This is a genomic window from Rhodopseudomonas sp. BR0G17, from assembly GCF_010907025.1.
In the GTDB taxonomy this organism is placed as follows: domain Bacteria; phylum Pseudomonadota; class Alphaproteobacteria; order Rhizobiales; family Xanthobacteraceae; genus Rhodopseudomonas; species Rhodopseudomonas palustris_H.
This window is the reverse complement of the sequence record NZ_QUML01000002.1, coordinates 77,286-97,641: the sequence shown is the minus strand read 5'-3', so window position 1 is coordinate 97,641 and position 20,356 is coordinate 77,286. Positions and strand designations below refer to the sequence as shown.

Here is a 20,356-nt window from a genome sequence, read left to right as displayed (position 1 = left end):
CCGATTGTGCTGAATCTTGGGCGGCCCGGCCAGAGCCTCGGCAGCACCTCGCTTCAACTTCGCGCGAAGATCATGAGTGGTGGGCCTGCTGCAACAGCGCCTTGCGGGCGAGAGCCAACCCCATTAGCACGAACGCCGAGGTCACTTCGGGGCCGCCGACCAGAATCCGGGTCGGCGTCTTCATCTTGTTCCACTCATAGGCTTTGAACGGCGCGCGGCCGCCGCCTTCGCCGAGATGGTTCAGGATGCAATGCAGCGCCGGCGCGAAGTGGTGACTGTCGCCGCCGAGATGACCGAGCGCGATCAACGCCAGCGCGGCGTCGAAAACGTTCATCTCCTTGGCGATCAGTTCGTCCTGCACGTAAGCCAGCACGCGCAACCGGATCGCCTCGAACACGCCGTCTGGATCAATCGCACGCTTGGCGGCTTCGTCGAGCGCCCGGAACGCGACGTAGCAGCGGCCGAAATACGCGCAGTACAGTTCTGGCAGGTAATACACGTGCGATTTCGGATCGGCGAACGCGCCGCTGGCCACCAGCCGGCGCTGGAAATCGACGATGCGGCGCACCGTGTCCAGCCGAGCAGGCGTTTCGATGATCCGCCACCGCGCACAATTGCGGAAGCTGACTTCGAGCACGTCGAGATTGAGCGTCGGATCGAGATCGTTACCGAATGGGCGCTCGCCGGCCAGGCTGTCGATCCAGGTGACGATGCCGCCGTCGTAGTCGATGGTGTCATTGAGGGGCACCGTGACCATCGGGGCGTTGACGACGGTGCGGACCTGATAGGCACGATAAAGATCGATCAGCGGCTGATCGATGATCGGATCCGACGAGTTCGCCTGAGTCGCGGCGGAGATCGCACAGGCGGTGGTGTCGCAATCCGGCACATACACGCCGAAGCCGAGGTTCTGTTTGACCTTGGCGAAAAACCGCGAAAATCGCGGATGCGGCGGCGGCGCCAGCGCGGTGATCGCGTCGAACGGTTCGCCCTCGGCCGTGCGGACTCGCTCGCGGCTGGTCTTGAGGCAAAACTCGGTCATGTCGGCGATCATCCGCCGCGCCGAGCGGGTGTCGTCGGGCGTGCCGAGACCGGAATCGATGAAGGCGAGCAGTGCCTCGATGTAGAATGCATCGTAATAGGCCGAGCGATGCCGGATCTGCACCGGCGACCACATCGGCTCGGCGATTCCGCGCCAGCGCGGATTGATCACGCCTTCTGCCGGCGATCGGGCGATGAACACCCGCGCGAGACTGAACAGCAGCGTCGAATTCTTATAGCTGCGCGAATTCAGCCCGGTCAGCGCTGCGAGGAACGCACGGCCGTCGAGATCCGGGTCGCCGATCAGGTTGAACGACGCATAGGCCGGCAGGAAGCCGTTGCGGCTCCAGGATTGCAGCAAATGATCGCCGCAGGCGCGGATCGCGCTGTCGATGTCGGCGAGCCGCGGCGTTTGCGCGGGCGCCACCCAGCTCGGCGGACGCGGGTGCTCCAGCCGGACGGTGTCGATCAACTCGGCGATCGGCGCGCCGATCGCAGCCCAATCCGGCTCGGCATCGTCGCGGGCGCTGATCAGGGCGTCGCGAACGGCGCGAAACCGCACCGGGTCGTGCAGCTCGGGCAGACCGGCCTTGCGCAGCAGCGGCCGCAGCGCGGGGTTGGCGAGTGCGGTCTTGTAGAATTTGGAGATGTGCGGATCGCCGTGCTTGTGACCGAGGAACACCGGATCGCAAAGGTCGTACAGCGTCGGCGCTTGTTTCCGGGCGGTCAGCGCGCGGTACGCCGCGCCGGCCATCTTCAGCACATCCATGATCGTCTTCCGCGCGCTCTGATACGTTCGAGCCGACGAGGAATCGCATGGACGGACCGGGAATACAAACCCGCGGCTGTCGCTCGGCTGGCTCTCGTCGGATGGTGCGAGGCGTAGGACAGATTGCGGCGCCTGCCCAAGATGATTTTTGTCGCAGCAAGATCAGCCAAGAATTCGCGAGCGCTCACGAGGCTTTTGTCCCGTCTGAACGGATCAAATCTCGATCGGACGTCGCTCGGCCAAGATCACCGGAACCGGAACACCATCGCCGTTAGCGGGTTCGACGCTCCGTAGTCCTGCCCGCTTGCGTGAACGTCCTGAACTGTTTAAGGGATTGTTATTGTGCGACGCCGCAAATTGAGCGCAATTCATACGCAAATGATCCGCTCATCCATGAACCTGAACGGCAGCGACGCGACGAATGCCTGCGCGCGCCGATAAGGACGATTTGACGATGGCAATCCGGCTGCATCGCTTTTCCCGGCGGACCCTCACGGCTGCTGCTGCCTTGGTGGGCGTGGTGTCGCTGGCGATCGGCGCGCATGCGGCGCTGTACAAGCGCCCGGTCGATACGGCGCGTGCCGCAGCCCCGACGACCGTCGACGCCAAGGCGACCTCGTCGCGTTTGGCCCTGGTTATCGGCAATGCCCATTACCCCGATGCCGCTTCGCCGCTGCTGCAACCGATCAACGATGCCCGTTTGCTCAGCGCCTCGCTGCGCCATGAAGGCTATGACGTCGACATGATCGAGGACGCCAGCCGCGACGACATCCTGCGTGCGGTCGCGCGGATCAAGGCCCGCGCCGGTAAGGACGCGACCGTGATGCTGTTCTTCGGCGGCTACGGCATTCAGTCCGGCCGCAATAATTACATGATTCCGGTCGATGCCAAGATCTGGACCGAGGCCGACGTGCGCCGCAGCGGCGTCAGCGTCGAGCAGGTGCTGGCGGAGATCAAGGCCGCCGGCGCTCACACTAATCTGGCGGTGCTCGACGCGTCGCGCCGCAATCCCTATGAGCGCCGCTTCCGCGCCTATTCGCACGGGCTGGCGCCGATCGAGACGCCGGCCAATGCGCTGGTGCTGTCGTCGGCGACGCCGGGGCAGGTGGCGGACGACAATGACGCTCCTAACAGCATGGTGGTTGGGGAACTGATCGGTTCGCTGTCGTCGCCGGCAAGCGCGGAAGCCGCTTTCGCCAAAGCGCGGCAGGCGGTGATCAAGGCGACCAATGGCGCCCAGGTGCCGTCGATGACCTCGTCGTTGGTCGCAGACGTGCCGTTGGTGCCGGTCGCCGACGCGACGCCTAATACCGGCGGCTGAGCGTTCGGTCCGATAACCTCTTTTTGAAAACGAAAAGGCCTGACGCGGCGTCCGCGTCAGGCCTTCATCGTTCAGAGCGTGTGGCGCCGCTTAGTTGGACTGCAACACGAAGCGGCGGTTGTCCTTCTGTACCGGGCGGGCGTTCATCGGATACAGCTTGGCGAACGCCGCAACGTCCTCGGCCGCGACCGTGATCGGATCGGTCAGCACCATCCAGTCGACGACCTCCGAGCACGGCGGCGTCGTCAGCGACCCTTCATAGCGGTAGTAACCGAGCTTGGCCGGCAGCAGTGCGTTCGGATTGATCGCAGCGTCGGCCTTCACTGCCGGACCTTCGCTCTGCGGCATGGTCGCGACGATCTTCGCGAACGCCGCATTGGCAGCGCCTTCCTGCATCAGCACGCCGACCACGCCGAGCGTGCCGGAATCCATGCGGTGGACGAAGTGCACTTCCATCGGGAACGACTTGCCGTCGATCTGATGCTCGCTGGGACGGTGGAAGTGGAATTGCACCAGCTTGAAAGTCGCGCCGCCGAGTTTGAGCGTCGAGCCTTCGGCGACGTTGAGCTGGATGGTATGGCCGTTGTTGATGATGGTATCGGCCGTATCAGCCCACTGCACCTGCAGCGGAAACAGATTGGCGCTGACGGTCGAGCGGATGTCGACCGGCGATTGCTGCACCCCGATCGAGCAAATCTGGTTGGCGGGATCGAGCTCGCCCCATTTGGCCGGGCCGCCTTCACCCTCATAGCCCCAATGGTGGGCGCCTTCGGCGGCAGCGCCGGCGGTGGCGCAAAGCGGACATAGAGCGAGGCCAGCAAAGGCCTTCAGGATATTGCGACGGTCCATCGACGTCTCCCGGGTTGATGCGCGGGAACTAGCATTGCCCGACGACGGAGCAAAGGGAAGTGGGACGAATGAACGACGCTTTTTGATTACTGACTGGCCCAGACGATTCGGCCGATCCATTCGATCTCTGACGGTGCCAGAGTCCGGTCGGGATGGCTGGGATTGAGAGAAGCCAGTTCGACCACCTTGGCGGTGCGCCGCTTCAACTCCTTCACCATCACTTCACCTTTAGTGGTTTTGACCACCACGCGGTCGCCGCGATGCACGGTGGCGCTCGGCGATACCACTACGATATCGCCGCTGCGATACGCGGGCTTCATCGAATCGCCGGAGATTTCCAGCGCGTAAGCGTGCTCGTCGGTGATCGACGGCAGCCCGACTTCGTCCCAGCCCTTGCCGACCGGAAAGCCGCCATCGTCGAAATAACCGCCGGAGCCGGCCTGAGCGAGGCCGAGCAGCGGGACCGACTGCACCACCCGCGGCCGATCGTGAATCAGTTGCACGAACGTATCGATCGCGGTGTTGGTGGCCTGCAGCGCTTTGGCGACTGATTCGGTTGAAGGCCAGCGCTCGCGGCCGTCATTGGTGATACGCTTCGATTTGTTGAACGTCGTGGGATCGAGGCCGGATTTCTTCGCGAGTCCCGAGGGGGAGAGGCCGGCGCGTTCGGCCAGCCGGTCGAGCGCGGTCCAGATCTGATCATGCGTCAGCATTTGCATCGGAAGGCACCCCGGACGCGCCGTCGGATCCGGCGCGAGAAACGGACTTACGACTAGGAATTATTGCCTTAATTGAAGGCGTTATGCAATCCCGTCCGGCGACAAAACCGCAAGCTCTTGCGAAGCCTCAGGACGGCCGATACGGTCGCCCGCACAGGTCCGGGATCGTCCGGGGCGACCAAGGGTGTGCGGATCCGCTATGCCGGATTCGGCTTTGCCCTTCCGACGTGCGCAACTTATTGTTTGAGCGGATGTTTCGGTTGCCCGGGGAGTTGCGGGCCCGATTGCCGCCCGACCCAACAACCAGCCGCAACGACGGGAATTCGCGCCCTTGCGCACGATTTATAAGATCTGTGACGCGGCGGCCTGGCGCGGCGCCGAACAGGCCGGCCGCTACAGCGGCAGCGCCGACGACGCCCGCGACGGCTTCATTCATTTCTCGACCGCGCCGCAGCTCGCCGGGACGCTGGCCAAGCACTATGCCGGCCAGACCGGCCTGAAGCTGATCGCGGTCGATGCCGAGGCGCTCGGAGACCGGTTGCGCTGGGAGCCGTCGCGCGGCGGTGAGCTGTTTCCGCATCTCTATGGCGAGCTTGCACTCTCGGCGGTGACCGGCGTGCAGGATCTGGTCACGCGCCCCGACGGCAGCCACGTCGTGCCGGAGCTTGCGTCGTGATTCGCGCGTTCGATGCCGTCTCGCTGCCGCTGCTGCGCTGGCTCGATCCGGAGGATGCGCACCGGCTGGCGATCCAGGGCCTGAAGCTGTGGCCGCCGGTCAAGCCGCGCGTCGACGATTCCAAGCTCGCGGTCCGTGCCTTCGGGCTCAACTTCTCCAATCCGGTCGGCATCGCCGCCGGCTTCGACAAGAACGCTGAAGCGCCCGACGCGCTGCTCCGGCTCGGCTTCGGTTTCGTCGAGGTCGGCACGGTGACGCCGAAGCCGCAGGCCGGCAATCCGCGGCCGCGGCTATTCCGACTCGAGCGCGACGAAGCGGTGATCAACCGCATGGGCTTCAACAACGAGGGCGCCGAGGTGGTGCTGCGCCGGCTGGCGGCGCGCGCGCAATATGGCGGCATCGTCGGCGTCAATGTCGGGGCCAACAAGGACAGCGACGATCGGGTGGCGGACTACGTCAAGCTGATCGAGACCTTCGCGCCTCTGGCGAGCTACTTCACCGTCAACGTCTCGTCGCCGAATACGCCCGGCCTGCGCAATCTGCAGCAGGCGGCGGCGCTCGACGATCTGCTGGCGCGGGTGATCGATGCGCGCGAGCGGGTGCGGGCGGCAGCCGGCGATACGCCGGTGCTCCTGAAGATCGCGCCCGATCTGTCGCTCGGCGAACTCGACGACGTCGTGCATATCGCGAGGTCACGCCGGGTCGACGGCATGATCGTCGCAAACACCACGCTGTCGCGCTCGCCGACGCTGCGCGAGCGGACCAAGATGAACGAGCAGGGCGGGCTGTCGGGCCGGCCGTTATTCCGGCTGTCGACCCGGATGGTGGCGGAGACCTATGTGCGCGCCGAGGGGGCGTTCCCTCTGATCGGCGTTGGCGGCATCGACTCCGGCGGCGCGGCGCTGACCAAGATCCGCGCTGGCGCCACGCTGGTCCAGTTGTATTCGGCGCTGGTCTATAAGGGCCTCGGCCTGGTCGAAAGCATCAAGGCCGACCTCGCCTCGACGCTGCTCCGCACTGGCCGCGATTCGCTCGCCGAAATCGTCGGCGCCGACGCCCCGATGATTACTGCGGAAGAGTGGCCGGTCTAAGCGGCTGAAGTTCTGCTACTCACACCCTGTCATTCCGGGGCGCTCGCGCAGCGAGCGAACCCGGAATCCCGCAGTTACTTGGGCACAGAGATTCCGGGTTCGCGCTACGCGCGCCCCGGAATGACTAGGTGAGACCTTATTACAGCGGCACGATCAGTCCGTCGCTCGCGGCCATGTGCGGGACGGTGTCGAGCTTGTGCAGCACCTCATCGCCCATATGGGTGAGGATCACGCGCTTCGGATTGATTTCCGGCAGATGCGTTTCCAGCGCCTTCAGGCTGATGTGGTTCTTCACCGTGCGCTCGTAGGTGTAGGCCTCGCAGATGAAGAGGTCGGCGTCGTGCGCGGCGGCGACGAGCTGATCGGTCCATTGCGTATCGCCGCTGTACGCGAGGATGCGGCCCTCCGCCTCGATCCGATAAGCGAAGAACGGCCCGCCGGAATCGCCGTGCACCACCGGAAACGGCGTCACCGTCACGGCGCCGAACTGCCGCGTCACCGCGGGCTCCAGCGCCAGCACCTGCAGATCGAAGTTCGGCTTGGTCGCCGAGGAATACTCGAACATCGCTTCCATCAGCCGCGTCAGCCGGATGTCGATGCCGAGCGGACCGGCGATCACCAGCGGCCGCTTGCGCTTCATGAACTGCGCATCGAGCATCATGAACGGCAGACCGCCGAAATGATCGGCGTGGAAATGCGTGATCAGGATCAGGTCGAGATCTTCGCGCAGGATGCCGTAACGCTTCAGCGCCGGCAGCGAAGTCGCGCCGCAGTCGATCAGGAAATTGACGCTCTGCCCCGAGACGTGAAAGCACGTATTGAGCCGGCCTCCGGAGCCGATCGCGTCGCCACAGCCGACAAATCGTATCTGCATTTCGGGTTCCGTCGAACTGGCTCAGATGCCGTCGCCCTGATCTAGGCCGTCTGTGCCAGGAACGTAACCCGTACCATCGCCGGATGCCGCGACCGTTGCGCGCAGGGACGAGGCTGTTCGCCCCGGCGCGCCGATCGGCGCAGCTAGACCAGTTCGACCTTGCCGCTGGCGAGATCGTAAACGCCGCCGACCACCCGCAGCTTCTTGCTGCTCACCATGTCGGCGAGGATCGGCTTCGACTCCTGCAATTGTCGGACGTTGGCGCGGACATTGGCGATCACCGCCTGGTGCCGCAGATCCTCCTCCTTCTTTTGCAGGACCGGCTCGATGCCGGGTTTCATCGCACGCACCAGATCGCCGATGTGGCCGGGCAGGTCGTTGCCCTTCTGCAGCGCTGCGACGGTCGCGTTGACGGCGCCGCAATTGCTGTGGCCGAGCACCATGATCACCTTGGTGCCGAGCACCGCGGCGCCATATTCGAGACTGGCGAGACCGTCCGGCGTGACGAAGTTGCCGGCCACGCGCACCACGAACAGACTGCCCGGACCTTGGTCGAAGGCGAGCTCCGGCGCGACACGGGAGTCGGCGCAGCCGAGGATCGCGGCGAACGGCGCCTGACTTTCGGCTCGTGCGGCGCGGCCCGCGGAGAAATCGCGCTCGCGCATCTGGCCGGCGATGTAGCGCTCATTGCCCTGCATCAGCTTGTCGAGCGCGGCGTCCGGTGTGTCGCCCGGCGCGTTCGCCTGGGCTTGCGCTTGCGCGGCTCGCGGCAGCGAGGCCGCGGCGAGCAAGCCGAGGCCGCCGGCCATCAGAGTTCGTCGCGATACATTGCTGCAGCACGTCTCACACATATCCGTCTCTCCCTGCATCGTTCTGTTGTGTTGGAAAGATGGTATTTGCGGAAGGCGAATGTGCGAAGTGTCGATTTCTCGCACGTGATACGGGCATCAATGTCGGGTTAATTCTGCCTGAGCGATTTGATGAAAACTCAGTGCGCCGCGAACGAGGTCCGCACCATCGCCGGATAGCGCAGCGCCTGCAGGCCGCCGCGCCAGACGTAGTGCGACAACAGCGCGATCCATAGTCCGGTGTTGCCGAGCGGTCGGAGCGCGAACCACGATGCCAGGAACAGAACCAGCGACAGCAGCATCAGATTGCGCATTTCGCGCGCCCAGGTGGCGCCGATGAATACGCCGTCATAGGCGAACGCGAACACGCCGAGCATCGGCGCCAGCGTCACCAGCCAGAGATAATCGCGCGCGGTGCGGCGAAGCTCGTCGTTCGAGGTGATGAAGTCGATCAGCATCGGACCGGCGAAGGCGTAGATCGCGCTGACGATGAGCGCGAAGCCGAAGCCCCACAGGATCACCAGCCTGGTCGCTTTGACGAAGCCGGCGCGGTCGCGTGCCCCGAGGGTGCGGCCGCACAGTTGTTCGGCGGCGTTGGCTAGGCCGTCCAGAAAGAACGCGCTGATCATCAGGAAATTGTTGAGCACCGCATTGGTGGCGAGCACCACGTCGCCGCCGCGCGCGCCCTGCGCGGTGAAGAACAGGAACACTGCGATCAGCGCCGCAGTGCGGATCATGATGTCGCGATTGACCGCGAACATCCGCCGCAACCGGTTCGGATCGAACAGCATTGCCCGCGACACGTTGAACAGCCCGCGGCCGCGCCAGACTGCGATCGCGAGCCCGATCACCAGCCCCGAGCCCTCGGCGATCACCGCGGCAATCGCGGCGCCGGCAATGCCGAAGTCGAACCACAGCACCAGCAGCACGGTGGCGGCGATGTTGATCAGGTTGATGGCGATCTGCACCGCGAGGGCCAGTGTGGCGCGCGCCTGACCGACCAGCCAGCCGAGCACCGCGAAGTTCGCCAGCACCAGCGGCGACGACCAGATCCGGATCGAGAAGTAGGTCTTGGCTGCGGCGCTCACCGCCTCGCTGCCGCCCATCGCGCCGATCAGCACCGCGGCGAGCGGACCTTGCAGGGCGATCAGCAACAGGCCGATGCCAGCCGCGACGATCAGGCCGCGCAGCAGATGCGCCGGGACTTCATGGCTCTGCCCGGCGCCCATCGCCTGCGCGGTGAAAGCCAGTGTGCTCATCCGCAGGAAGCCGAACAGCCAGAACAGGCAGTCGAACAGCACCGAGGCCATTGAGACGCCGCCGAGCAGCGTCGCCTCGCCGAGCCGCCCGATCGCCGTGGTGGCGACGACACCGAGCAAAGGCGTGGTCAGGTTGGCGACCATCGCCGGCCCGGCAATGGCAAACACCTGCCGGGTGGTTACGGTCGACTGGACGGGTTCCACGGCGGACGCAGGCGGCCGTCAGCGTCCGCGCGGTGTGCTGAACAAGCGGGTGAGCAGCCAGATCGGGATCACGATCACGGCGCCGAGCAGGAAGTAGCGCCACAGGCCGTTGATCGCATCGAAGCCGAGATCCCAGACCCGTTCGAACAGCAGCCGGATGCTGGTGATGATATTCCACGGATCGAGGCCGATCGCCGCCAGCACGACGCCGACCAGGATCGACATCAGGATCAGACGAAACGCCACCGCCATCGGCGAGCCGCCGAGGAAGCGGGTCATCCTGTCGTCATTGGCCGGCAGATCCCGGATGTCGTCTCGCATCGTCATGGTCCTCGCGCGTCGCTGACGCATCATATTCGGTGCTGGGCAGATGGGGAACCGGCGCTTTGCCGTCAATGGCCGCGGGCGGCGGTCGCCGGCGGATTTATGGTCTCCGCCTTCAGCATCCGCTCCAGCGTTTCCAGCCGGTCGGCGTCCTTCGGTGGCTTGTCCCAGCGCAGCCGGTTGATGCGTGGAAATCGCATCGCTACGCCGGATTTGTGGCGAGGCGAACGCTGCAGGCCTTCGAAAGCCACTTCCAGCACCAGGCCCTTATCGGGCTCATGCACGACATGCCGGACGGGGCCGAATTTCTCGGTGGTGTTGCGGCGGACGAAGCGGTCGATCTGCAGCAGCTCTTCATCGGTGAAGCCGAAATACGCCTTGCCGACCGGCACAAGCTGATCGCCGCCATCGCCCTCGGTCCAGACCCCGAAGGTGTAGTCGGAATAATACGACGAGCGCTTGCCGTGGCCGCGCTGCGCATACATCAGCACGGCATCGATGATGTGCGGGTCGTGCTTCCACTTCCACCACTGGCCCTTGGGGCGGCCGGGCAGATACAGCGCATCGCGCCGCTTCAGCATCACGCCTTCGACCGCATCGGCATCGAGCCCTGCGCCGGCGCTGGCCGGATCGCGGCGGGCGGCGCGCAAGCCTTCCCAGTCGTCAAACGTTATGATCGGCGACAGGTCGACCTTGGGATCGTCGAGCCTGGCGATGAAGGTCTCGAGCCGCGCGCGGCGATCGGCGAACGGCAGCGTCCGCAGATCCTCGTCGCCGTCGCCGAGCAGATCGTAGGCGCGCAGGTGGATCGGATAGTCCTTCGTCAGCTTCGGCGTCACTGATTTACGGTTCAGCCGCTGCTGCAGCACGTTGAACGATTGCACGCGTTTGTCTCGCAGCACCAGCAGCTCGCCGTCGATCGCGCCGGGCAGGTGCAGCGATGGCAACAGATCGGGAAAGCTCATGGTGATGTCTTCACCGCTGCGCGAATACAGCCGCACCACCGTGTCGCCGTTTTCGTTCTGGCCGCTGACCGCCTGGACACGGATGCCGTCCCATTTCCATTCGGCGATGTAGTCGGCCGGATTCATCGCGGCAAAGTCGGTGTCCTCGACCGCATGCGCCAGCATCACCGGGCGGAACGGCGCCGGATCGCGGTTGACCGGCTGCGGGCCGCGACCTTCGAGCCAGGCGAACAGCTCGCGATACGGCGGCTCGAGGCCCGGCCACACCAGTTCGACGTCGTGCGGATCCTTTTCGCCGAGCGCCGCGGCCGCGGTCTTGGCCAGCCGGGCCGACACACCGATCCGCAAGGCCCCGGTCACCAGCTTGAGCAGCGCCCAGCGCCCGGTCTCGTCGAGCTCGTCGAGCCACCGCGCCAACTGCGCCGGCAACTCGGCCTTGCCGAGACTATGCAGTGTAGTGACGATCTCGGTGAGCGTGGGGGAAGGTGGGTTGTTGTGGCCGGGGCTTACTTCGGCGCTTAGTTCGGAAGCGATGGTCTCGCCGCTTGCGGGACGAGCTCCCTCTCCCGCTTGCGGGAGAGGGGTGGGGTGAGGGCGCCCCAAGGATGGCGTCCCGTCGTGGACCCCCACCCCCGACCCCTCCCCGCAAGGGGGAGGGGAGGAAGCTCGGCCTCGCGGCGATGGCCACATCAGCGCGACTGTCTCCGACAAATCGCCGACGTAGTCGTAGGACAGCCCGAACAGCACCGGATCGGTGCGTTCGGCGATCAGGGCGCGGATCAGGCCGGGCTTGGCATGGCGGAACGACAGTGCGCCGGTGAGCGCCGCCAGCGCCCAACCGCGGTCGGGGTCTTCGACTTCGTGGAAGTAATTAGTGATCAGCCGCAGCTTGTTGTTGCGGCCGGGCTCGTAGCCGAGGCGGTCGAGCAGTTCGGCGAAGCGATTCATCGCTGAAATGGCTTAGCCCAGATTGGTTGAGATTGGCCCGCCACCCAAATGCGCATATATATCTCGCCCGGAGATTCCGATCTTAGATCAAAATGATCGATCTCTTTGAAATTAAAACTATTAGCTTCCATAGGCCCAAGCCGAACGGAACATAATTGGTCCTCAAGGTCAAAGATCCTTTCGGTGATCTTTTTCTCTCTCTTTGAAGTGGCTCTGACTAGGTCATAGCTAAATATGAAGACAGGGGAACTCGATGTGTTCACGACTACTATGTCATTTCCGATCCCTTCATGCCCCCTCCAAACACCTGTGGAGTAGATCGACAGCAGGCCCTTGCGGTACTCGAGGATCTTGATCAATCCGAGGAGGCCGGAAAGGCTAAAGCTGAGACTGGAGACTATTAAGCTAACAATTGAAATTGTTGTCGTGGTCATTTGAAGGCTCCTCGTTCTCATCTTCATCCTCGTCGCCGTAGCCGACCAGAGCGAGCGGTCGCGCGGCGATGCCTTCAGTCTTGCACCAATGCACCAGCGCGTCTTCCTGGCCATGCGTGACCCACACTTCGCCGGCTCCCGTCGCCGCGATCGTCGCGGTGAGGCCGTCCCAATCGGCGTGGTCGGAGATCACCAGCGGCAGTTCGACGCCGCGTTGGCGGGCTCGGGCGCGTACCCGTATCCACCCTGACGCGAACGCGGTGAGCGGATCGGGGAAGCGGCGCGTCCAGAGATCGGAGGTCGCTGACGGCGGCGCCAGCGTAATGGTGCCGGCCAGCTCGGCCTTCTTGACGCCTTTCGCCGGGCGTAGTTCGCCGAGCGGGATGCCGGATGCCTGATAGTAATGCGTGATTTTCTCCATCGCGCCGTGCAGATAGATCGGCGCGTCGTAGCCGGCCTGCCGGATCAGCGCGATCACCCGCTGCGCCTTGCCGAGCGAGTAGGCGCCGACCAGATGCGCGCGCTCGGGAAACAGCATGACGGAGTCGAGCAGCTTTCTGACTTCGCCCGCCGCATCGGGATGGCGAAACACAGGTAGACCGAAGGTCGCTTCGGTAATGAAGACGTCGCACGACACAATCTCGAACGGCGCGCAGGTCGGGTCAGGCGCGTCCTTGTAATCGCCGGACGCGACGATGCGGATGCCGCCGGCTTCGACCGCGACCTGGGCTGAGCCGAGCACATGGCCGGCAGGATGGAACGTGACCGTGGTGTCGCCGAGCCGGATGGTCTCGCCATAGGCGACCGCCTGGGTCGAGCCCGCGAAGTTGTCGCCGTAGCGCAGCCGCATCATGTCGAGCGTAGGCTGGGTCGCCAGCACGGTGCCATGGCCGGCGCGGGCGTGGTCGGAATGGCCGTGAGTAATCACCGCGCGGTCGACCGGCCGCACCGGATCGATGTGGAAGCCGCCAAGCCTGCAACACAGGCCCGCGGCGGTCGGCATCAGGATGTCGTGCGGTCGCATCTTCGCTATATAGGCGGGCGTACCTTTCAAACGAGTCTCATCCCGCCGGGTTCCGTCGATGCCGACGTACCTGTTCCTGTCGTCCGGAAATGTTCTTGCCGACCGACGCTACGACTTTGCGCGCGAGCTCCTGGCTCGCGGCGAGGCGGAGGCGGCGGCCGATCTGCTGGCTCAGGCGGTTGAGCTGGCGTCGGACTTTACCTCGGCGTGGTTTGCACTCGGGGAAATTCGTCAGGACCGACTCGGCGACCGCGACGGCGCGATCGATGCATTTCGGCGGGCGCGCGCGGCGGACCCGCGCGATCGGCACGGCGCCGGTCTGCGCCTGATGCGGCTCGGCGCCGCCAATCTCGATGCGATGTCGCCGGCCTATGTCGGCACGCTGTTCGATCAGTATGCGCCGCGGTTCGACAAGTCGCTGGTCGAGGATCTCGGCTACCGCGGCCCGGCGTTGCTGCTCGAGGCGGTGGGCGAGGTCTGTGCAGCGACAGGCCGAGTGATGGTGTTCCGGCGCGCAATCGATCTTGGCTGTGGCACCGGGCTGGTGGGCCGCGCGTTTGCGCCAATCGTCTCCGAGATTATCGGCTTCGATCTGTCACCGCAGATGATCGAGCGCGCCCGCGCGAACCGCGTGTATGCGCGGCTCGCAGTGACTGATCTGGTGCAGGGCCTTGCCAACGAGCCGCCGGCGAGCGCGGAGCTGATCCTTGCCGCCGACGTGCTGATCTACATCCAGGACGTGGCGCCGCTGCTCCGCGAAGCTACGCGAGTGCTGCAGCCGGGCGGCCTGCTCGCCGTCACCGCCGAGACGCATGCTGGCGATGGCGTGGTGCTGACGGCCGGGCTGCGGTTCGCCCAGGCGGAAAGCTATCTGCGCGAAGAACTGGAGCAGGCAGGTCTTGCGGTCGCGCTGCTGCAGCACGCGTCGGCCCGCAATGAGAACCAAGCCCCGCTGCCGGGGTTGGTCGTCGTTGCCTTCAAGCCCGACGACGAGATCCGACGCGTCGAACCCGAAACGCCTTGCGATACCTAGCCGAGCTTTGGCGCCGGACCGAGCGAATTTCCGTCATTGCGGGGGAGCGAAGCGACGAAGCAATCCAGCTTGGTTCACGCAGGTCCCAATTGCTTCGCGTCGTCCGCAATGACGAGGCTGCCGCAAACAAAAACCCCGGCCGCTAGGCCGGGGCTCTGTGTCCGTCGCTGTGAGGCGAAGATTAGTACTTCGCGACCACCGGCTGATTGAAGTGATAGTTGATGCCGGTGCGCAGGATGTGTTCGGTGACCTTGGTGGTGTTGATACCGGTGCCGCCGAACACGTCGGTGGTCGAGCCGAGGTCAACGTAGAGATATTCGGTCTTCGAGGTCCAGTTCGGGCCGAGCAGGCCGAACAGCTGGAACGGAGTCTCGATGCCGGCGCCGGCAGCCCAGCCACCCTTGGTGGTCTTGAAGCTGTAGTTGCCGATCGAGCTGACGATGTCGGACTTGATGTTGCCGTAGGCGTAGCCGGCGGTGCCGTAGAACAGCGTCGAGCCGAGCGAGTAGCCGATACGGCCACGCGCGGTACCGAACCAGGGCAGCTTGGCGTCATAGTAGGCCCGCGGACCGAGCACCGAAGCGCGCTGGTCCTTCTGGGTCGAGCCCTGGAAGTCGGCTTCGACACCGAACACCCAGTTCGAGGCCTGCCAGTTGTAGCCGATCTGGCCGCCACCGATGAAACCGTCCGGCGCCAGGTTGAAGGCGTCGGTCGCACCGCCGAGGGTCAGGCTCGAGCGATCACGCCCGGTCGCGCCGCCGAAATTGCCGCCGATATACAGGCCAGCCCAGTTCGCCGGGGGCGGAGTGATGTAGGTGCCGTTGCCGCCGATGCGGTAGTTCAGACCGGCGCGGAAGATGCTCTCGCGAACTTCGGTGCGCAGGCTCTGATTGCCGAAGAAGTCGGTCTGGTTGCCGAGGTCGAGATACAGATATTCGATCTTGCCGGTCCAGTTGCCGCCCAGCGCAGCTTCCACACCCGAGCCGATCACCCAGCCGGAGCGGGTCTTGCTGTTGTCGAACGCCACCAGACCACCCTCGGTGACGGTGGTCTTGACGCTGCCGACCGCATAACCGCCGGTGAAGTAGGCGACCGCCGGGCCGCGCACGAGGCCGACGCGGCCGCGCACGGTGCCGAACCAGTCGAGCTTCTGGTTGTAGTTGGTGGCGAGGCCGTTGAGCGAGGTGTAGCCGTCGCTGGCGCCGCTGCCCTGGATGTCGGCTTCGAGGCCGAGCAGCATCGGGCCGAGGAACGAGCCGAGCTGCCAGTTGTAGCCGATCTGGCCGCCACCGATCACGCCCTGCGGCTGCAGGTAGGTGGTGTTGAGCGAGGCGCCGCCCGGATAGGCGTGGGTCTGCAGGTTGCGACCGAGGCCGACGCCGACGTTGGCGCCGATGTAGAAGCCCGTCCAGTCATAGACGGCGGCAACCGGGGCCTTCAGGTACGGCGCCTTGACGGCGAGATCGGCCGCTTGGGCGCTGACGGCGGCGGTGCCAGCCAGCACGACGCCGGCGAAAATACGTTTCATGGACGGGAATCCCCTCTTAAACCTGCGCGAACATTACGGGGACGGCATCGAGTCGTCTGTACCCGGGCGGCCACACCGGCCGAAATTCGCGGGTAAACGATTGATTGACGCGGTAAATCCCGGTTTTCAAAGTTCCGGGGTGCGGCGACGAGTCGCCCTCTGATTGCCCGCCGCGCGGCAGAAATCTCGCCCCTTACGCGTATTCGGCGGTCATTTAATCGGTTGATGGGTTGCGCGGCTTCCCGCCTCTGCCCAGGATGGCTCCGCCGCAGAAGCGCACAGCGCCGCGGCCGAACAAGAACCGGTCGTTTCGAGCCGGCACACCCAAGGGGAGAGAAACTCGATGAATTTGCGCACCAGCTCCGTCCGCACGTCCGTGGCGGCGATCGCGGCGGTGATGTTGACCGCGGGGGCGGCGACGGCGGCGGACAAGAAATACGATCCGGGCGCCAGCGACACCGAAATCAAGATCGGCCAGACCGTTCCGCATTCCGGCCCGGGCTCGCTCTACGGCGTGCTCGGCCGCGTCGGTGAAGCCTATTTCCAGATGCTGAACGAGAAGGGCGGCATCAACGGCCGCAAGGTCAAGTTCATCACCCTGGACGACTCCTACAGCGCGCCGAAAGCGGTGGAAGCGACCCGCCGGCTGGTCGAGCAGGAGGAAGTGCTGGCGCTGTACGGCTCGCTCGGCACCGCGCCCCAGACGGCGGTCCATAAGTACCTGAATTCCAAGAAGGTTCCGCAGCTGCTGCTGAACACCGGGGCGTCGAAGTGGAACGACCCGAAGAACTTCAAATGGACCATGGCGGGCCTGCCGCTGTACCCGACCGAGGCCCGCATCCTCGCCAAGCACGTCGTCGCAGTGAAGCCGGACGCCAAGGTCGCCATCCTGTACCAGAACGACGATTTCGGCCGTGACTTCCTGGCCCCGTTCAAGAAGGTGCTGGAAGAGGCCGGAGGCAAGGCCAAGGTGGTGGCGGAAGCCAGCTACGACCTGACCGAGCCGACGATCGACTCGCAGATCATCAACCTGTCGAAGTCCGGCGCCGACGTGTTCTTCAACATCACCACCGGCAAGGCGACCTCGCAGTCGATCCGCAAGATCGCCGAGATCGGCTGGAAGCCGCTCCACCTGCTGTCGGCGGGGTCGACCGGCCGCTCGATCCTCAACGCAGCCGGGCTCGACAATGCCAAGGGCATCGTGGCGGTTCGCTACTCGAAGGAAGTCGGCGTGCCGCGCTTCGAGAACGATCCGGACGTCAAGGCGTTCGAGGAGCTGCGCGCCAAATACCTGCCCAACGTCGACAAGGACAACACCATCGCGTACGCGGGCTATGGCCAGGCCGTGACGATGGCCGAGATCCTGCGTCGCTGCGGCGATAACCTGACCCGTGAAAACGTGATCAAGCAGGCGACCTCGCTGAAGGGCTTCCACTCGCCCTACTTCCTCGACGGCATCGACTATAGCTACACGCCGGACGACTACACCCCGATGAAGACCCTCTACATCGCCACCTTCAACGGCACCGATTGGGACATCTCGGAGAAGCCGTTCACGGAGTAACAGCGCGCGTGCTGTGATGACCCCGGCCAAGCGGAAGCGCGGCCGGGGTTTTCGTTACGGCCTGGGGCCCTCAAGGGTGAGAAGCATCGCGTCAGCTAGGCATCTCGATGCGGCAGAGACTGGCAGGCGGCGGGCATTTCTCGCGCCCAACCTCGACCGCCGCACGGCGAATGCCTAGCTTGGCGGGGTGAGCGTCGCCGATTCTTCCTCCGATTTGCTGCCCGACCGGTTCCGCCGCTGGTTCGCCGAACGCGGCTGGGCGCCGCGCGACCATCAGCTGGCCCTGCTGGAAAAGGCACAGGCGCAACGCTCCGCCCTGCTGATCGCGCCGACCGGTGCCGGCAAGACGCTGGCCGGCTTTCTGCCGACCTTGGTGGAACTGTCCTCTTCGAACCCGCTTGCTGGGAGAGGTCGGCCTGTCGGCAATGCCGCCAAGCCGGGTGAGCGGGCTGATGAGGTTCAATTGGCTGAGCCAGCGTTGCTTGCCGAGACGCCCCCTCGTCCGGCGCAGCAAGCTAGCCTTTCCGCGCCACCTTCTCCCCGCGCGCGGAGAGAAGAAATGGTCCCGCGCAGTGGCGGGCTCCATACGCTCTACATCTCGCCACTCAAGGCGCTTGCGGTCGACATCGCGCGCAACCTCGAGACGCCGATCGCAGAGATGAAACTACCAATCCGGGTCGAGACCCGTACTGGCGATACGCCGGTGTCGCGGCGGACGCGGCAGCGGCGCAATCCGCCGGACATTATGCTGACCACGCCGGAACAGCTCGCGCTGCTGCTCGCCTCCGACGATGCGCCCTATCTGTTCGGCTCCTTGCGGCGCATCGTGCTCGACGAATTGCACGCGCTGGTGACGTCGAAGCGCGGCGACCTGCTGTCGCTCGGCCTCGCCCGGCTGTGGCGAATCGCGCCGCAGCTCCGAGCCATCGGGCTGTCGGCGACGGTGGCCGACCCGGACGAACTCGCTCGCTTCCTGGTGCCGCAGCCGGACGGCGAGGCTGTCTCGGCCGACATCGTCGTCGCCACCGGCGCAGCGCCGCCGATCGTCGAGATGCTCGACACCAAGGAGCGGTTGCCATGGGCTGGGCACTCCGCACGCCACGCGTTGCCCGAGATCTACGACCTGATCCGGCGCAACACCACGACGTTGGTGTTCGTCAACACCCGCAGCCAGGCCGAGATGCTGTTCCAGGAGCTTTGGCGGATCAACGACGACAACCTCGCGATCGCGCTCCATCACGGTTCGCTCGATGTCGGCCAGCGCCGCAAGGTCGAGGACGCAATGGCAGCAGGGCGCTTGCGCGGAGTTGTTTGTACCTCGTCGCTTGATCTCGGCGTCGACTGGGGCGACGTCGATCTGGTGGTCAATGTCGGCGCGCCGAAAGGATCATCGCGGCTGATGCAGCGCATCGGCCGTGCCAATCACCGCATCGACGAGGCCTCACGCGCCGTGCTGGTGCCGGCCAATCGTTTTGAAGTGCTCGAATGCGCTGTTGCGATTGAGGCGGTGGCCGAGAATGCGCAAGACACTCCGCCGCAGCGCAAGGGGGCGCTCGACGTGTTGGCGCAGCACATTCTCGGATGTGCCTGCGGCGAGCCGTTCTTCGCCGATGATCTGTACGCGGAGATTCGCAGCGCTGCACCCTATGCGGATTTATCCCGCGCCGACTTCGACGACACGCTCGATTTCGTCGCCAGCGGCGGCTACGCGCTGAAAAGCTACGAGCGCTTTGCCCGCATCAAGCAAGACAAACAGGGCCGCTGGCGCGTCGCCAATCCGAAGGTGCGGCAGAGCTATCGGCTCAACGTCGGCACCATCGTCGAAGAGGCGATGCTGAAGGTGAAGCTGGTGCGCTCGTCGCGCGCCAAGGGGGGCGGCACCACCGGCGCGATCGCGCGCGGCGGCCGGATGCTCGGCCAGATCGAAGAGGGTTTCATCGAAGGGCTGACGCCCGGCGACACCTTCGTGTTCGGCGGCGAGGTGGTGCGCTACGAGGCGCTGATGGAGGATCAGGTCTACGTCTCGCGCGCGCATGACAAGGACGCGCGGGTGCCGTCCTATATGGGCGGGAAATTTCCGCTCTCGACCTATCTGGCCGAGCGGGTCCGCGGGCTGCTCGCCGACAAGCGGGCATGGAAGGGCTTGCCGGATCAGGTGCGCGACTGGCTGGCGCTACAGACCAAGGCGTCGCAGGTACCTGATCGGCGCGAACTGGTGATCGAGACATTCCCGCGCGCCGCCAAGTCGTATCTGGTCTGCTACCCGTTCGAGGGCCGGCTTGCCCATCAAACGCTCGGCATGCTGCTGACGCGGCGGCTGGAACGCGCCCGCGCGCGGCCGCTCGGTTTCGTCGCCAACGAATACGCGCTCGCGGTGTGGGGGCTCAGCGACATGTCGCAGATGATCCGGCAGGGCCGGCTCGATCTCGATGCGCTGTTCGATCCGGACATGCTCGGCGACGATCTCGAAGCCTGGCTTGCGGAGTCGGCGCTGATGAAGCGCACCTTCCGCAATTGCGCGATCATTTCCGGCCTGATCGCTCGGCGCTTCGCCGGCGAAGAGAAGTCGCGGCGGCAGGTGCTGTTTTCAACCGACCTCGTTTACGACGTCCTCAACAAGCATCAGCCCGACCATGTGCTATTGCGCGCCGCCCGCGCCGACGCCGCCACTGGGCTGCTCGATTTGCGGCGGCTGAGTGATATGCTGATGCGAATCAACGGGCGCATCGTCCACAAGGAACTCGACCGGGTGTCGCCACTCGCGGTGCCGGTGATGCTGGAAATCGGCCGGGAAGCCGTGTACGGCGAGGCCTCCGACGTCCTGCTCGCCGAAGCCGCCGACGACCTGGTCCGCGAGGCGATGGGCTGATGTCTTCTCCCTCCCT

The 20,356-nt window shown here is 65.1% G+C and carries 16 protein-coding genes; 6 read left to right on the top strand and 10 right to left on the bottom strand.

Annotation, left to right across the window (positions count from 1 at the left end; all coding sequences use genetic code 11):
- Nucleotides 1-70 precede the first annotated feature (70 nt).
- Nucleotides 71-1,810: a hypothetical protein gene (locus DY467_RS02585; RefSeq protein WP_164633909.1), complete on the bottom strand. Its 1,740-nt coding sequence runs from the start codon at nucleotides 1,808-1,810 to the stop codon at nucleotides 71-73.
- Nucleotides 1,811-2,264: 454 nt separating this feature from the next.
- Between DY467_RS02585 and DY467_RS02580 the strand changes: the two genes are divergently transcribed.
- A complete protein-coding gene (locus DY467_RS02580; protein ID WP_164633908.1) occupies nucleotides 2,265-3,131 on the top strand; it encodes a caspase family protein in 867 nt (288 codons plus the stop codon).
- Between the two features lie 90 nt (nucleotides 3,132-3,221).
- Here DY467_RS02580 and DY467_RS02575 read toward each other — a convergent pair whose 3' ends face one another.
- Both DY467_RS02575 and DY467_RS02570 read right to left on the bottom strand, forming a co-directional pair.
- Nucleotides 3,222-3,980, bottom strand: a complete 759-nt coding sequence (locus tag DY467_RS02575; protein WP_164633907.1) for a carbonic anhydrase — start codon at nucleotides 3,978-3,980, stop codon at nucleotides 3,222-3,224.
- A gap of 86 nt (nucleotides 3,981-4,066) precedes the next feature.
- Nucleotides 4,067-4,693 carry a S24 family peptidase gene (locus tag DY467_RS02570; protein ID WP_041809462.1) on the bottom strand — a complete coding sequence of 209 codons (627 nt, stop codon included), beginning with the start codon at nucleotides 4,691-4,693 and terminating at the stop codon, nucleotides 4,067-4,069.
- 337 nt (nucleotides 4,694-5,030) lie between these two features.
- On the opposite strand from DY467_RS02570, the gene DY467_RS02565 reads away from it, so the two are divergent.
- Together DY467_RS02565 and DY467_RS02560 are read left to right on the top strand one after the other, a co-directional pair.
- Nucleotides 5,031-5,375 carry a DUF952 domain-containing protein gene (locus DY467_RS02565; protein WP_164633906.1) on the top strand — a complete coding sequence of 115 codons (345 nt, stop codon included), beginning with the start codon at nucleotides 5,031-5,033 and terminating at the stop codon, nucleotides 5,373-5,375.
- Nucleotides 5,372-6,466, top strand: coding sequence for a quinone-dependent dihydroorotate dehydrogenase (locus DY467_RS02560; RefSeq protein WP_107342974.1), 1,095 nt, complete (start codon nucleotides 5,372-5,374; stop codon nucleotides 6,464-6,466). Before DY467_RS02565 ends, DY467_RS02560 begins: the two co-directional genes overlap by 4 nt.
- A 139-nt stretch (nucleotides 6,467-6,605) precedes the next feature.
- Here the strand turns inward: DY467_RS02560 and DY467_RS02555 are convergent, their stop codons facing one another.
- The 6 genes from DY467_RS02555 to DY467_RS02530 form a co-directional block, all read right to left on the bottom strand.
- Entirely contained in the window at nucleotides 6,606-7,340 is a 735-nt protein-coding gene (locus DY467_RS02555; protein ID WP_164633905.1) for an MBL fold metallo-hydrolase, read from the bottom strand.
- A gap of 143 nt (nucleotides 7,341-7,483) precedes the next feature.
- Nucleotides 7,484-8,191: a carbonic anhydrase gene (locus tag DY467_RS02550; protein ID WP_164633904.1), complete on the bottom strand. Its 708-nt coding sequence runs from the start codon at nucleotides 8,189-8,191 to the stop codon at nucleotides 7,484-7,486.
- 137 nt (nucleotides 8,192-8,328) lie between these two features.
- Nucleotides 8,329-9,591, bottom strand: coding sequence for an MATE family efflux transporter (locus DY467_RS02545; protein ID WP_205501987.1), 1,263 nt, complete (start codon nucleotides 9,589-9,591; stop codon nucleotides 8,329-8,331).
- Nucleotides 9,592-9,669: 78 nt separating this feature from the next.
- A complete protein-coding gene (locus DY467_RS02540) occupies nucleotides 9,670-9,972 on the bottom strand; it encodes a DUF6460 domain-containing protein (protein ID WP_164633902.1) in 303 nt (100 codons plus the stop codon).
- A 71-nt stretch (nucleotides 9,973-10,043) separates the two neighbouring features.
- Complete coding sequence (locus DY467_RS02535) at nucleotides 10,044-11,888, bottom strand: ATP-dependent DNA ligase (protein WP_164633901.1); 1,845 nt, start codon at nucleotides 11,886-11,888, stop codon at nucleotides 10,044-10,046.
- A 405-nt stretch (nucleotides 11,889-12,293) separates the two neighbouring features.
- On the bottom strand, nucleotides 12,294-13,346 hold the full coding sequence (locus tag DY467_RS02530; protein ID WP_164634081.1) for a ligase-associated DNA damage response exonuclease: 1,053 nt from the start codon (nucleotides 13,344-13,346) through the stop codon (nucleotides 12,294-12,296).
- 58 nt (nucleotides 13,347-13,404) lie between these two features.
- Here DY467_RS02530 and DY467_RS02525 point away from each other — a divergent pair, with 58 nt between their 5' ends.
- Nucleotides 13,405-14,379 (top strand): class I SAM-dependent DNA methyltransferase, encoded by a 975-nt coding sequence (locus DY467_RS02525; protein WP_164633900.1) that lies wholly within the window; start codon nucleotides 13,405-13,407, stop codon nucleotides 14,377-14,379.
- A 181-nt stretch (nucleotides 14,380-14,560) separates the two neighbouring features.
- Here DY467_RS02525 and DY467_RS02520 read toward each other — a convergent pair whose 3' ends face one another.
- Nucleotides 14,561-15,907: an outer membrane protein gene (locus DY467_RS02520; RefSeq protein WP_164633899.1), complete on the bottom strand. Its 1,347-nt coding sequence runs from the start codon at nucleotides 15,905-15,907 to the stop codon at nucleotides 14,561-14,563.
- 343 nt (nucleotides 15,908-16,250) lie between these two features.
- Here DY467_RS02520 and DY467_RS02515 point away from each other — a divergent pair, with 343 nt between their 5' ends.
- Both DY467_RS02515 and DY467_RS02510 read left to right on the top strand, forming a co-directional pair.
- On the top strand, nucleotides 16,251-17,471 hold the full coding sequence (locus tag DY467_RS02515) for an ABC transporter substrate-binding protein (RefSeq protein ID WP_164633898.1): 1,221 nt from the start codon (nucleotides 16,251-16,253) through the stop codon (nucleotides 17,469-17,471).
- Between the two features lie 187 nt (nucleotides 17,472-17,658).
- Nucleotides 17,659-20,340: a ligase-associated DNA damage response DEXH box helicase gene (locus tag DY467_RS02510; protein WP_349627601.1), complete on the top strand. Its 2,682-nt coding sequence runs from the start codon at nucleotides 17,659-17,661 to the stop codon at nucleotides 20,338-20,340.
- Nucleotides 20,341-20,356 lie beyond the last annotated feature (16 nt).

Bases quoted from the DNA above. Each gene is read 5' to 3' on its own strand.
- DY467_RS02585 (WP_164633909.1), bottom strand. From the start codon at position 1,810: ATGGATGTGCTGAAGATGGCCGGCGCGGCGTACCGCGCGCTGACCGCC.
- DY467_RS02580 (WP_164633908.1), top strand. From the start codon at position 2,265: ATGGCAATCCGGCTGCATCGCTTTTCCCGGCGGACCCTCACGGCTGCT.
- DY467_RS02550 (WP_164633904.1), bottom strand. From the start codon at position 8,191: ATGTGTGAGACGTGCTGCAGCAATGTATCGCGACGAACTCTGATGGCC.
- DY467_RS02525 (WP_164633900.1), top strand. From the start codon at position 13,405: ATGCCGACGTACCTGTTCCTGTCGTCCGGAAATGTTCTTGCCGACCGA.
- DY467_RS02575 (WP_164633907.1), bottom strand. From the start codon at position 3,980: ATGGACCGTCGCAATATCCTGAAGGCCTTTGCTGGCCTCGCTCTATGT.
- DY467_RS02520 (WP_164633899.1), bottom strand. From the start codon at position 15,907: ATGAAACGTATTTTCGCCGGCGTCGTGCTGGCTGGCACCGCCGCCGTC.
- DY467_RS02545 (WP_205501987.1), bottom strand. From the start codon at position 9,591: ATGGTCGCCAACCTGACCACGCCTTTGCTCGGTGTCGTCGCCACCACG.
- DY467_RS02570 (WP_041809462.1), bottom strand. From the start codon at position 4,693: ATGCTGACGCATGATCAGATCTGGACCGCGCTCGACCGGCTGGCCGAA.
- DY467_RS02530 (WP_164634081.1), bottom strand. From the start codon at position 13,346: ATGCGACCGCACGACATCCTGATGCCGACCGCCGCGGGCCTGTGTTGC.
- DY467_RS02540 (WP_164633902.1), bottom strand. From the start codon at position 9,972: ATGCGAGACGACATCCGGGATCTGCCGGCCAATGACGACAGGATGACC.
- DY467_RS02515 (WP_164633898.1), top strand. From the start codon at position 16,251: ATGAATTTGCGCACCAGCTCCGTCCGCACGTCCGTGGCGGCGATCGCG.
- DY467_RS02535 (WP_164633901.1), bottom strand. From the start codon at position 11,888: ATGAATCGCTTCGCCGAACTGCTCGACCGCCTCGGCTACGAGCCCGGC.
- DY467_RS02555 (WP_164633905.1), bottom strand. From the start codon at position 7,340: ATGCAGATACGATTTGTCGGCTGTGGCGACGCGATCGGCTCCGGAGGC.